The 13,658-nt window shown below is 41.1% G+C and carries 9 protein-coding genes; 6 read left to right on the top strand and 3 right to left on the bottom strand.

The window, feature by feature from the left end; genetic code table 11:
* The 3 genes from ACSHXM_RS17800 to ACSHXM_RS17790 form a co-directional block, all read left to right on the top strand.
* The coding region (locus ACSHXM_RS17800; RefSeq protein ID WP_435690988.1) for a hypothetical protein at window positions 1-765 on the top strand (765 nt) is incomplete at its 5' end.
* Entirely contained in the window at window positions 765-7,505 is a 6,741-nt protein-coding gene (locus tag ACSHXM_RS17795) for an RHS repeat-associated core domain-containing protein (protein ID WP_435690986.1), read from the top strand. The genes ACSHXM_RS17800 and ACSHXM_RS17795, both read left to right, overlap by 1 nt.
* Complete coding sequence (locus tag ACSHXM_RS17790; protein ID WP_435690984.1) at window positions 7,505-7,864, top strand: hypothetical protein; 360 nt, start codon at window positions 7,505-7,507, stop codon at window positions 7,862-7,864. Before ACSHXM_RS17795 ends, ACSHXM_RS17790 begins: the two co-directional genes overlap by 1 nt.
* A 6-nt stretch (window positions 7,865-7,870) precedes the next feature.
* On the opposite strand, the gene ACSHXM_RS17785 is transcribed toward ACSHXM_RS17790, so the two are convergent.
* The gene (locus tag ACSHXM_RS17785; protein ID WP_435690982.1) at window positions 7,871-8,419 is read right to left on the bottom strand and encodes an RNA 2'-phosphotransferase; all 549 of its coding nucleotides are present in this window, start codon (window positions 8,417-8,419) and stop codon (window positions 7,871-7,873) included.
* Between the two features lie 274 nt (window positions 8,420-8,693).
* On the opposite strand from ACSHXM_RS17785, the gene ACSHXM_RS17780 reads away from it, so the two are divergent.
* The gene (locus ACSHXM_RS17780; protein ID WP_435690980.1) at window positions 8,694-8,891 is read left to right on the top strand and encodes a transposase; all 198 of its coding nucleotides are present in this window, start codon (window positions 8,694-8,696) and stop codon (window positions 8,889-8,891) included.
* Window positions 8,892-8,900: 9 nt separating this feature from the next.
* Here ACSHXM_RS17780 and ACSHXM_RS17775 read toward each other — a convergent pair whose 3' ends face one another.
* Window positions 8,901-10,196, bottom strand: a complete 1,296-nt coding sequence (locus tag ACSHXM_RS17775) for a hypothetical protein (RefSeq protein WP_435690978.1) — start codon at window positions 10,194-10,196, stop codon at window positions 8,901-8,903.
* 30 nt (window positions 10,197-10,226) lie between these two features.
* A complete protein-coding gene (locus ACSHXM_RS17770) occupies window positions 10,227-11,093 on the bottom strand; it encodes a hypothetical protein (protein ID WP_435690976.1) in 867 nt (288 codons plus the stop codon).
* A 559-nt stretch (window positions 11,094-11,652) separates the two neighbouring features.
* Between ACSHXM_RS17770 and ACSHXM_RS17765 the strand changes: the two genes are divergently transcribed.
* Together ACSHXM_RS17765 and ACSHXM_RS17760 are read left to right on the top strand one after the other, a co-directional pair.
* Window positions 11,653-11,913, top strand: a complete 261-nt coding sequence (locus ACSHXM_RS17765) for a hypothetical protein (RefSeq protein WP_435690974.1) — start codon at window positions 11,653-11,655, stop codon at window positions 11,911-11,913.
* A gap of 48 nt (window positions 11,914-11,961) precedes the next feature.
* On the top strand, window positions 11,962-13,658 hold a 1,697-nt coding region (locus tag ACSHXM_RS17760), incomplete at its 3' end, for a hypothetical protein (protein ID WP_435690972.1).

Below are 13,658 nucleotides of genomic sequence, written 5' to 3'. Positions count from 1 at the left end.
AGAGAGTGGATAACCGCACAACTAGTCAATGGTAGCGAGTATTCTCATACATTTACCAACTTGACTGTAGGTGAAAACTACCCTCTCTTATATAGAGCCAAAGGCAGTGATGGTGATTATTCAGTAGAGGTGAGTCGCACTATATCCGTAGTAGACACGTCAGTGTCGATTACCCCGCAAACACCGAATGATGGTCATGTTGTGCTCGTGACAGACATTCTCACCGCCACGGCAGAGGCAGCAGGAATTGTGACTGGCGTGACGGTTAGTCAGGTTGAATTCAAATTAGGCAATAGAGAATGGATAACCGCACAACTCGTCAATGGTAGCGAGTATTCTCATACATTTACCAACTTGACTGTAGGTGAAAATTATCCTCTTTTATACAGAGCCAAAGGCAGTGATGGGAACTACTCTGTAGAGGAAATACGTAATATTACTGTAGCACCAACACCTGAGGTCATTGCTTTCGGATGGTCACAATCTAGTGCTACTGTCGGAGAATCCGTTACTTTTGAGTGGAATGTGGAACATGTAAGCAGCTGTACCGGAACGATGGGGGATAGCGACACTATTAGTAGTTACGGGATGGCTGAACCTTCCCAGAATCTAGTGTTTTATTCAACCGGAACATTCAAAAAACAATGGTATTGCAGTGACTTAACTGGAGGCCGATATCCAACAGACCCAAGTCAATTTTTGGAATCTGAAATAGAAATTAGTAAATTACCAGCGCCAGCTGAATTAAAAAAGGTAAATGAATAATGATTGTTTCTCAACGTTTAAATGGAACTTATAAAAAACAAACCATATTTGCTCAGTATAGACACGCCTTTATTGCAACTGCGGCTCTTTTGTTTACTGGCCCGGTAATAGCTAACAACACCGTCACATTAACTTGGGACGGGATCTCAGAAGCAGACGGGTATCAGCTAGAAGAAAAGCTCGCCTCTGATCCTAATTGGGATAATGCCATCAAAACTCAAACTGATGATGATACTGCCACACTCACGTTAACCGACAGAGCCGATGGTGAGTATGTTTACCGGGTGATTGGTTGTATTGACCATCCAACGGATGGCAAATTGTGTAATACAGATGTGGCGGAATATAGTGCTGATGCCCCGGTAACTCTATCTTCTAACGTTGTTCTTGGTTCTGTTCAGCTAGCGTATACCGGCATTGACCCTGAAAACGATACGCTAACGGGCAGTACATATTATGGAAAATTAGTAGGAAGTGAATCTGTTGCTAATGATGGTTCTTTTAACTATAAAATACCGATTGATGTACCTGTTGGTATCAATGGCGTACAACCAAATTTGGCCCTCAATTATAACAGTAATAGTGGAAATGGTATTGCTGGAGTTGGTTGGTCTATAACTGGATTGTCAGTTATCACTCGATGTTCTGCTAGCATAATACGTGATGGTTATATTAGTGGTATCAATAACGGTGACGACTACAAATTTTGCTTAGATGGGCAACGTCTAGTTGAAGTATCGGCAGGCGAATATAAAACCGAACAAGAATCTTTTAGTAGGATCAAACGTATTGGTACTAATACAAGTGTTCCTTCAGCATGGACTGTTGAGCTTAAGAGTGGTAGCAAAATCACTTTAGGGTCAACAAGCGATAGTCAATGGGAAGACAGTAGCAACGACGCTATGCGTTGGCACATTAATAAAATGCAAGATATTGCAGGCAATTATATTACTTATCACTACAGTAAAAACTTAGTCAATGGTACCCATCGTATCAGTCATATTGAGTATACCAAGAACGACGCTGCACAAGGTACGAACAATAAAGTCGAGTTTGATTACGAGATTGCAGACAGACCTGATATATCAGAACGGTATCAGGCTGGCCGTTTAATTAGAATGGACAAACGTATACAAAATATCACAGTAAAGTCTAATAACGTCAGAGTATGGCAGTACCAGTTGGGCTACCAGGTTGCAGGTAACACCTATTTCGATAAAATTTTTGATGGTTTTTCTGGAACCAGTCGTGTAGCGAGTGTTGGCAAGTGTTACAAAGTAGACGCAGCTTGTGCACACGAGCTGGAATTTGACTGGACAGATAGACAACGCTCTACTGAGGAATTACCTACTAGTTACGATGATGGCTTTAACGGCAATGTATCGGATACACTAGTTTATATGGGGTATACTACTAGCGCGTTGCCCGTATCCTACGCGACAGGAGAAGTATTTGTTGACTTTGATGGTGACGGTAAACTTGATCATGCTCAGATCACTTGTAATCAAGTAGACTGCGGTAGTGTTTCTTCAGCTTTTGCTTATAGTTCTAATGGGAGTACTTTAGAAGACAATGTATTTGGTACTGTTTTTGACACTCGAGTTGATGTACCTAGAGAGCATGGTTCAACCTCTTCAGTGTCAGAAGGTATTAATGCTCATCCAATTATCCCTGAGTATATTGATTTAAATGGTGATGGTAAAACCGATCTACTATGGCCCCCTAACCCTTTATCTAACGCTATAGGTGGCTACAAAGCATATTTAAGTGATGGAGTCGAAGGCTTTATCTTCAGCGAAGAGTATTCGTTAACTAGAGATGAAGTGACTACTTGGACAAAATTCCAAGAATCTGGTAACAGCGACTCAACTCGTCATTATGTATCATTTAGGATTATCACAACGGATATAAATGCAGATGGCTTAGTCGATATATTAAGAGTACCAGCTGAATTACCTCAAGGTGTTACGGTGCAATTAGGTCAACAACTGAATGCAGATGTGGCGCTTAATACTGGTTCAGGTTTTGGCCAATTTCAGACATGGATAAATACAACCCAATGGCCTGATTTAGACGCCGGATTAGAAAATAGTCAGTATCCATCTAACTTATCTATGATTAGTGTAGGTGATATTAACGGAGATAAACTCCCAGATTTATTTAGTACTAATGGAACAGTTGCCTTAAATACAGGGCAAAACTTTGTTGTCGACAACAATTGGCAATCAGACTTTAGTTTTGACAATGAATTTAAGTATTTAGCTGATGTAAATGGCGATGGTCACGCAGATGCCGTATTTATTAAGGATTTTCGCCCTATATGGTCTACAGAATGGGATTTCAATGTCAGAGTAGCATTGTCAACTGGCAACTCTTTTCTTGCCCCAACTATATGGATAGAGCAAACGTTTACTGGGCCTGCTTGCAACACATATTGCAACCCTTCATATATTCTTGAGCCGCGCATTTGGTTACATGATATGAATGACGATGGTAAATTAGATGTTATCGGTCCATTTGGAGAAGCTAGCAATGAATCAAATATTTTACTTGGCCTAACCAGTGGAAACGTCGCGCTCAATAATGGAGTAAGTGAATTTTTAATAGATGATGTTTTTCATGGCACGAAAAACATATATACCATATCTGGAATAACAGAATTTTACACGCAAAAGTCGAATCAAATTCAAGCTGTGGAGGGGGCTTCAGGTAACAGTATTAGTATCAATTATAGGCCACTGATTAGTCCAAAAATATACGCCAAAGGAGACTCGTTACCTAGCGGTTTATATGAGAGTAGAACTCAAGAGTATTCACATGTGTATAGTGAAGCAGGTAGCTCGAATGTAGCCCTGGTATCTGATTTAAACACCCTCTCCACTCGAACTGCGGTGGCCAATGTCACCAAAGATGACGGCGCAAACGGTGAATCTTCTTCATCATATTTTTATGAAGGTGACCGAACCCATCGTTTTGGTTATGGATCATTAGGTTTTGCAAAAATAGAAAAAACCGAAACCGTTGTTGGGAAAGGGGAGAAAAAAACCATCTCTGAGTACCATCAAGTAACGACTAATGATTATGTATTAGCTGGGCGTATTAAAAGCAAGTCGGAACAGGCAACCGACAAAAATCGTGGAGATTTTTTACAAACACTTTCAACTAGTCAATACCAATGGAAGGTACGTAATTATGATGATGACTTGGATAGTGATTTCGACAGCCCTCATTATTATCCTTATATATACAAAGCGACTAGCCAATACAATGACTTGGATGGCACCGCTACGCAAAACCACGCGTTGTATAACCATGCAACAACCAGCTTTGATTGCATCGCTGCAGCAAACAATATACTTACGACTACAGCAGATACAGATATAAGTCCAGACGGTGTGATATATCAAAAACGTAAAGTCACTTGTGATGCAGTCTCCAGTGCCGCCGCTTTAACGGCTACTCATACCGTTAACAGCCAGATCACAAACAAAGAATCTGTTACGCAATGGGTTAAGGGCTTAGTAGGCCACGTTGCAGTTACTTCTTCAGTAGGAGAAAGCGCTGCATCGTTAGATGAAAGAACTCGAACGGTTGGTACAACTTTTAACGCCTTGGGGCAATTATATACCAAGACCATTGAACCTGATGAGGGGACTAACAGCCCGTTTAAACACACACAGACATATACTTATAATGATTATGGTTCTATTAATAATATTGTCGAGTCTTGGAATAATCATACAAACGATGGCTTAGATTTCGTTAGTCGAACAACGGATATCGACGAGACTATAGCAGCCGATGGTGTTAGAACCATAATAACCACTAACCCTAAACTACAAACCACGACCCAAGTATACCATCCCGTTTTTGGAACCGTTACCAGTAGTATTGATGTAAATGATTTACCAATTTCAACTAGCTATGATGATCAAGGCAGAGTAAACATCCAGATACTGAGTGACGGACGTATAGCTTCATATGATTACCGTTCTTGCACTAGCTGTATAGAGAATAATGATGAAGCATATTGGTATAGTCAATATAAAATATCGGGTGAATCAGCGGTACGAGAATACTACGATTACCAGGATAGAATGGTTGGTACCCGTAGCAAGAACTTAACTGGTAGCTTTGTTTATACAGCGCAAAGTTATGATAAACAAGGGCAGATAAGCAATATAGCCGAACCTTTTTATGAAGGAAGTACTGCACTGAGTACTGACAAAATATATGATATTTTAGGGCGACTTCAGCGTACTGATTACCCAGATAATTCCTACTCAACCGTTACATACAATGGTCTTACTATAACCATTAGAAACAGAGCTGCGCAAATCCAAACTCGTACTCAAAATGGAGCGGGCTGGGTTATGCAAAGTGTAGACAATGCCAGTACACCAGTAGATATGACCTATTGGCCTTTTGGTGATTTAAAGTCTACTCAAGTTAACAATGATTTGAGCACTTTGATTACGCTTGATTACGATACATTAGGCCGAAAAACCCAATTGGCAGATCCAAATACTGGTACCTTAAATTACACTTATAACCCACTTGGATTATTGGCCACCGAAACAGATGGCAATAACATTCGCACTCAATATCACTATGACAAATTAAAACGTCGTATTACTCGTATTGATGATGCCGATGACAAGGCGCTTTCTCACAACTGGATATACGACAATAAAACCTACGGAATGGGGTTATTAGGCTCTATATCAGGTAAAAATAGCGATGGCACAAACTTTACTGAGGAGTATACCTACAATAGCCGCTCGTTATTAAGTCAAACTGATACAACTGCTGTGGGCAAGAGTTATAGGTTAATTAATCACTATGACAATTTCAGTCGTGATATTGGAAGGACTTACCCAACAGGCTTTACCCTTGGGCACTTCTATAATTCTTATGGTCATCAGTATCAGAGCAAAGGGCCAAATGATGTTGTATTGCACACCACAAACACCGTAAACGTTAGGGGGCAAACAACACAATTCACATTAGGAAACGGAGTGGTCACTGACCAAACCCATGTACCTGAAACAGGGCGAATTGATACTATTCATGCACATATTGGTAATATCAATATCCAACAGCACGACTATGACTTTGACAGCATTGGTAATCTTCAATCACGAGAAGATGTAAAACGAGGTTTTACTCAAAGTTTCTGTTACGACAATATGAACCGCCTTAAAGGTTCTAGTTTCGGCACTTGTACTCAAGGTGACTTTACTTATAACGATTTAGGTAACATTTTAACCAAGTCTGGGGTTACTGGTATTTATCAATATGGACAAAATGGGGCTGGCCCCAACGCTGTCACCACAGCAAATGGCCTGACCTACCAGTATGATGATGCGGGTAATATGACTTCGGCCAAAAACAGCAGTAATACAAAGGTTAAAGAAGTCAATTATAGTCATTTTAATAAGCCTACTCGTATGAGCAGTGGAACTAAATGGTCAGAAGTAACTTACGGTGCAGATAAATCCCGCGTCAAACGCGAAGATAGCAGTGGTCGCACCACCTATTATTTGGGGAGTATCTATGAAGAAACTACTCAAAATGGCACCACTGAAAAAGTTCATAACCTGGGGAACTTCGGATTGTTCGTGCTACGTACGGGCAATGACAATAATCAGGAATACCGATATACCCATAGGGATCACATTGGTTCAGTGGTAGCCAAGTCTAAGCAAGCCATTGTAGACATTATGGATATTGAGTTTTTGTCTAACGATCCATGGGGCCAACGTGTTAGTGAAAAATGGGATGGTGCATTAGAAGGCAAAGATTTTGCGCCACAACTGTCTGCTCGTGGATTTACAGATCATGAACATTTTGATGGGGTAGAGCTCATCCATATGAATGGTCGGGTATACGATCCTGTATTAGGTCGATTCTTAAGTGCTGATATTTATATTCAGGCACCTTTTAATACTCAAAGTTATAATCGTTATAGTTATGTATTTAATAATCCTTTAAGTTTTGTGGATCCAAGTGGTTTCCAGAGTGAAGACCCCAATCCGATGGAGTCCATTTTAGTTTCTGGAAAAGGAGTGGCTTTGTGGCGAAATACGGGGTCTATCTCTGCAATAGCATCCATGATGCGAGACGCGGTTAACCGTGCTCATAATTATGCCGTAGAAAACAAGAGTCCAACTATATATATCGTTGTTTCGATAGGGAATGAGTTATTAATAGCTGACTCAGCTGATGTACTTGATAGTGTTTCCGAAGGTGATTTAAAAGAAGCTACCATTGGGGTTGCGACATTAGTTCTCCTTAAAAAAGCTGAAAAACTAGGCGAATTGGGTGTTAAGATTAAGGAGGCTTTGAGTAGTGTTCCAAAGAGTGTAGATCCAAACACAGTTAGGTTTAGCCAAAGCAATGTTCGAAACACATTGCCAGAAATAACCAAAAGTATGAAATCAAATGGATGGCAAGGTGATGCCATTGATGTAGTTAGGATGCCTGATGGAGGTTTAACAGCAGTAGATAATACTCGGTTGCTTGCTGCGTCTTTATCTAAAACCAATGCTAAGGTAAATATCAGAGCATTTGATGAAGCATTTCCGTCTACCAGAGCTGGTGGGAACCTGCAAGGTGATACTTGGGGCAGTGCAGTCTTAAATCGAATTAGTAACCAAAAAGGGGCATGGAAGAGGCAGTATCCAAATGGCTCTTCGGTAACTGGTACGCACAAATCAATGTCAGGATTTAATCCATAATGAGTGATAAAATTTACAAATTAGCATCAAATGAACGACCTGATTGGGTAGAGTACCCTCACGCATATTGCCGACTTATTGAGCAAAACATTACAGATATTACTCCTTGGCATCTTATGGATGCTAAGGAAGTTTACAGTAGATATAAGGGGCTTTCGGAGCGGTATCTTTCAAGAAAGCTGTTTCCTTTCGCTTTTAGACAAGATAATGACGATATAGCTTGTTGGGCTGAAGGAGAAGGTGAGAAAGTATTAATAATTCACGACTTTGCTTCTCCTGGTTGGGAATGTGAAGGTGAGTTTGAAAGTGTATGGTCTTGGTTTCGCTCTGCAATTGAAGAAACTATAGATTGGGACTGAAGTAGTTTATAGTTCAGTTAAAAATTCAGCGGGAACATGTTCAGTAAGCCATACATTGTTATCAGATAGATAAAATGTAAAGCCTTGCTTGAACATGCTCTTTGAGTCCACCTTCAAAATTACAGGCTTGCCATATCGTTGACCGACCGATTTTGCAGTATCAATATCAGTTGATAAGTGAACGTGTTGTCTTTGGCCTGCTTTCAATCCTTCTTCGGTAATTGACTTTACGAAGCGGCTAGCTGTCCCATGATAAAGCTCTTCTGGCGGCTGAGAGGGCGTTAAATCAAGGTTAACGTTTATAGAGTGGCCTTGGTTAGCCCTAATTCTTAAACCGTCATCAGACAGTTTGAAGCGTTGCTTATCACTAGTAAGAACAACCTCTTCGATTAGCTCTTTAGTTAAGGTAATTTGAGAAGATGATTTATCAATAATCTCTGAAGTATCAGCCCAGCCGTTATTATCAAGTTCAAGACCAATATCTTCAGGGCAGTGCCTTAGAATGAAGCTAAGAAACTTACTCGCTTTTTTTATTTCTTTACTAGAAGCTGGCAAATCTAAACTCTCCTTCAATTCAGCTAAGCAGATATTATACAGACTTTCTTTGCCCAAAATAAAAAAAGAAATAAAAGGGGTCAGAGCCTGAGGGATCCCCACGAATTAAATGGCATCATAATTCGCTTGCTGTAGCGCGATTTTTAGTCGCATTATCGCTTCTTTCCAATCATTGGATGTGAGTTTCAGTTTTCTATAAAATAAAAGGGGTCAGAGCCGAATTAAATAGTCTATGCTGATAAGGTGTAGGCTATTTTTGTTTTAGGAGGCATTGATGCCAAGAAAACCACGTGCTTCAGCAGCAGGTGTGCCAGAGCATGTCATTCAACGGGGTAATAATCGTCAGGTTATTTTTGCTGATGAAGAGGACATGAAAGCATATGTTACATGGTTAAAAAGCTACTCCAAAAAGTATGATGTGAAAATTCATGCGTGGACCCTATCGATCCACACTACCGTTCCTAACGGGTAACCCTGATAGTTACTTTAGATTACTTGGAGCTGAAAGCTTCTCAATAGTCAACGGTGCAGCAAACTCTTGCACTAGGTTGTCTTCAACGTCAAAACATTGCCAATCATTCAAGCTTCCATTTGATGACATATAAAAACGAATAGAGGGTTGGAGAGTAAAGGTAATATCTCTATTTTGCACTGATTGACAATAACTCACCGCTTCATTTATCCCGAGTATTGATATCGTTTCTCCTACTGTCGTCGATGATGTAGACCACTTCGCGGCCAAATCTACAGTTAAAGATACACTGCTCATATCACTACAATGACTCGCATCATTACATGCCTTTAACTGATAGACATATACACCTAACTCGGTAAACGCCGTCGTTTCTGAACTGAACTCAAAAACACCTACCGGTTGATTAATGACCAGCGGTAAGCTTGATGCGCCACTAGGTAAAGTTTCCACTAACTCATAATAACCGCCAACTCGAGTGCCATTAAATACCCATGATAAGCTTGCTGTATTGCCAAGACTGCTTTCTGACGGGGTCACCACGAAGTTTTTTGGTGCGCCTGGGGTACCATAAACTTGGATACGCAATGATGGGCCGTAACTACCGCAGACACCGGAAGCATTGCACGCTTGATAGGATAAAAAATGATAACCCGTGATGGTCGCCGTATAATTTGTAGTGTCAGTCACATTAGTTATCACTGCCAATTCAACCAAGTTGTTTCCGTCAAGCTCTCCTGTCTCAACTTTAACATTATAAGTTGAGGCATTAGCTACCGCGGGCAGGTCTATTGCTACAGCGCTAGATAATGCATGGTAGTGACCACTATCGATTGTCGGATTGTTATCAGGTGTATCTGGAACAGGTAATGGAACAGAGGCCGTTGTTTGTCCCCAACTTCCGCAGGGCAGTTGGGGGTTACAACCTCGCACATAAAAAGTATACGTACCATACTGAGTTAAACTTTCTGTTTCAAAACTATAAAGATTAGTACCACCAATATGAGAAATATTGCTCAAATTAACTTGAGTGCCATTCGGTCGAGTATATTTCCGCTCGTAATGTGTCCCTTGATATATTGCATGCCCTACTGCAGGCCAACTAATTGTTGTCTTGCCTCCTTGGGTTACGATACCAACTGTCGCTGAAGGCACCGCTGTATAAGGTGAACCATAAGATAATGTCCGCCTCCAAGCACTTAAACCACCACAACCAGACGTATTGCATGCTTTATATTTTATATAGTTATAACCCCAGTTACTTCTCGTCCCTATGTTCGCTTGATTACTCGAGGTGGTTGCCACTAGGGTATAATTACTATCTGATATACTGCTTTACACTTTATATGATGTGGCATTGGTAACAGAGGGAAGCGTTACTTTGATAACAGTGCTGTATGGGTGATAGCTTCCTCCAACTACACTAGGAATGCCACTAGGTGTATCCGGGATTGGTAATGGAACAGAAACAGTTGTTTTTCCCCAACCTCCACAGGGCAGTTGAGGGTTACAACCTCGCACATAAAAAGTATACGTACCATACTGAGTTAAATTTTCTGTTTCAAAACTATAAAGATTAGTACCACCAATATGAGAAATATTGCTCAAATTAACTTGAGTGCCATTTGGTCGAGTATATTTCCGCTCGTAATGTGTCCCTTGATATATTGCATGTCCTACTGTAGGCCAACTAATTGTTGTCTTGCCTCCTTGGGTTACGATACCAACTGCCGCTGAAGGCGCCGCTGTATAAGGTGAACCATAAGATAATGTCCGCCTCCAAGCACTTAAACCACCACAACCAGACGTATTGCATGCTTTATATTTTATATAGTTATAACCCCAGTTGCTTCTCGTCCCTATGTTCGCCTGATTACTTGAGGTGGTTGCCACTAGGGTATAATTACTATCTGATATACTGCTGTACACTTTATATGATGTAGCATTAGCAACAGTGGGAAGCGTTACTTTGATAACAGTGCTGTATGGGTGATAGCTTCCTCCAACTACACTAGGGATAACGCTGGGGGTACCTGGAATTGCAGCGACTGCAGAATATGAAATAAAGAACAGAGCTGCAACCAAGTAATTATTACTAATATTAAATCGATGATATTGAGTTAAAATAAAAATCAATGTATTTCCGGCTGCTTGACTAAAGGCAGAAATTACGAATAAAGTGAGAGAAAATAGATTCTTCAAAGAGGGGTCCTTGTAACAACAACGTCCTTAATATTTGGAGAATATATCAGCCCCCCAAAAAAAATTCAAAACCAACCTTTCGAATACGATTATATTTAATAACGACAGTTACATGGACATATATCGGCGCTCCCGTGAAGCCAACGCATTACCTACCCCTTTGTGGTGGTGTTCAATAATTCTATTTTTGTGGGGTTCCTACAGGCTCTGCGCCTATTTATTAATGCTGGAATAAAAGGGGGCGGAAAGTAGGATGGCGCAAGTCAAAAGGGGGATGAAAGTGCCCTACTCGCCTGCATGGCCTACGTGGACTTAAATGCCATTCGGGCCAAATGGCCAACACCCCAGATCAATCCAATCACACCCAAAAGACTTAACAGCTCTAGCAATTCAAAACCAAAGGAAACAATATATGACAGGCAAACCAAAGCTTTCATTAATGAATATATTATTCCATATTGTTCTGGCAATATTTTTTCTGACCTAAAAAAATCTAGGTATAGTAAAATTAACTTACCAGACCTTAGTTAGTTAATGGATATTTACGGTCAAGGAATTTATGAAAAAATTTACCTGCTTTTTATTATCATTTGTTACTTTTCAAGCGTTTTCATCCGGCACTATCGACTTTTTAGAAGTCGATAACGACGTGGTGTTGTTTTCTACCACACAAGCTAAAACTCATACGCTGCCTAGCTTCGTCCCTGCCGAAAACGCAAATCTATGGTCTATACCCTTAACCACCGAATCTGGTCGTGTTACCTATTCTTTAATTCTGACTGTTATGGCTAAAGACGATTGTCTCAGCCGAAGAAATTAATAGGGAAACCCTTCATAATTAACAAACTGGTTAACAGGTCCTCAATCAATGAGTATTATTAGAATAGCTTTTCATTTTCTCCGTCGTGTATCAATTCTTGCCGCCTTTGTCATATTTGGCGTTCTATCTGCCACAAATACACAAGCATCTATACCAGGCGTTCCGGGTATAGCAAGCACGGGGGGCAGTGCTTATGTGCCTGTGAATAAAAACTATACATTATCTTGGTCAGCGGCATCAGGAACAGTCTCTCGGTATGAACTATTAGAAGGCAACGTAACGGTTTATTCAGGAACTGCTCGCTCAACAACACTAATGCATAACCAATATGGACGTAGGCTATACAAGGTTAGAGCATGCAACACCTCTGGTTGCAGTGCTTATAGTGGGCAAAATCCTATCGTTCTTTATACCGCTCCTGGCCCAGCGGCGAACTTCTCGGCTTCAGCCTCTTCAATATCGCAGGGTGGTAGTGTAAGTTTGACTTGGACGCCTGCAGGTGGGTCAGTATATGGTGCTGTATACCATATCACTACAACACCACCCAGTGGCGGTACTTCAATCTCACAAACTACCGGATTGAGTATGACCAAATCCTTGCCTATGGCAGGAACCTATTCATTTAAGATTGTAACCTGTAATCCTCAAAATGTAGGCTGTGGTAGTTCGCGTAACGTGTCAGTAACATCAGTGCCACCTAAACCTAGTGTACCAGGTAGACCATCAGCAGCAAGCTATGTGCCAGTTAATAAAGCCTATAGTGTAAGTTGGTCAGCAGCTTCAGGAACAATAAGTAAGTACGAGTTACTTGAAAATGACGCTTTAGTTTATTCTGGTGCAGGACGTACCAAATCAAGATTACACAGTAATTATGGTTACAAGCGCTACAAAGTTAGAGCTTGTAACGTTTCAGGTTGCAGTGCCTACAGCTCTATTAGACGAATCTATGCTTATACCGCCCCAGGTCCAGCCTCTAATTTCATAGCCTCAGCATCATCGATTGCACAGGGGGGAGATGTCACATTAAACTGGGTAAGAGCTGGTGGTTCAGTACCTGGTGCGGTCTACCACGTCACAACAACAACACCCAGTGGCGGTACTTCTATTTCACAAACCACAGGGTTGAGTATGACTAAGTCCTTGTCTTTGGCAGGAACCTATTCATTTAAAATTGTAACCTGTAATCCTCAAAATGTTGGCTGTGGTAGTTCGCGTAACGTGTCAGTAACATCAGTGCCACCTAAACCTGGTGTACCAGGCGTTCCAGGAGCAGGGGGCAGTGCCTATGTGCCCGTTAATAAGAGTTATACGCTGTCTTGGTCAGCAGCATCCGGAACGGTAAGCCACTATGAACTAATGGAAGATGGCACAACAGTATATTCCGGAGCTAGTCGCTCGACAGCCAGACAACACAGTAGTTATGGTCGCAAGCTCTACAAGGTTAGAGCATGTAACATTTCAGGGTGTAGCGCATACAGCTCGCAAAATCCAATTGTACTTTATACTGCTCCAGGCCCCGCTGCGAATTATACCGTTTCTAAATCTTCTGTTGCCGTAGGTGAAAATGTAACATTGAGTTGGGAGGTTGCTGGCGGTTCGGTGCCTGGCGCAACCTACCATGTGACAACCACTTTGCCCAGCGGTGGAAGTTCTAGCGAACAAACTACTGAATTGAGTATGAATAAGACCTTGTCTTTGGCGGGTGAGTATTCGTTTAAAATAGTGGTATGTAACCCTCAAAATGC

Origin of the sequence: Paraglaciecola sp. (assembly GCF_051252315.1) — a bacterium.
Lineage (GTDB): Bacteria > Pseudomonadota > Gammaproteobacteria > Enterobacterales > Alteromonadaceae > Paraglaciecola.
This window is presented reverse-complemented; position numbering and strand designations above follow the sequence as displayed.

What these genes read in the sequence shown, in the direction of transcription:
- ACSHXM_RS17795 (WP_435690986.1), top strand. Translation starts at nt 765, where the DNA reads ATGATTGTTTCTCAACGTTTAAATGGAACTTATAAAAAACAAACCATA.
- ACSHXM_RS17790 (WP_435690984.1), top strand. Translation starts at nt 7,505, where the DNA reads ATGAGTGATAAAATTTACAAATTAGCATCAAATGAACGACCTGATTGG.
- ACSHXM_RS17780 (WP_435690980.1), top strand. Translation starts at nt 8,694, where the DNA reads ATGCCAAGAAAACCACGTGCTTCAGCAGCAGGTGTGCCAGAGCATGTC.
- ACSHXM_RS17765 (WP_435690974.1), top strand. Translation starts at nt 11,653, where the DNA reads ATGAAAAAATTTACCTGCTTTTTATTATCATTTGTTACTTTTCAAGCG.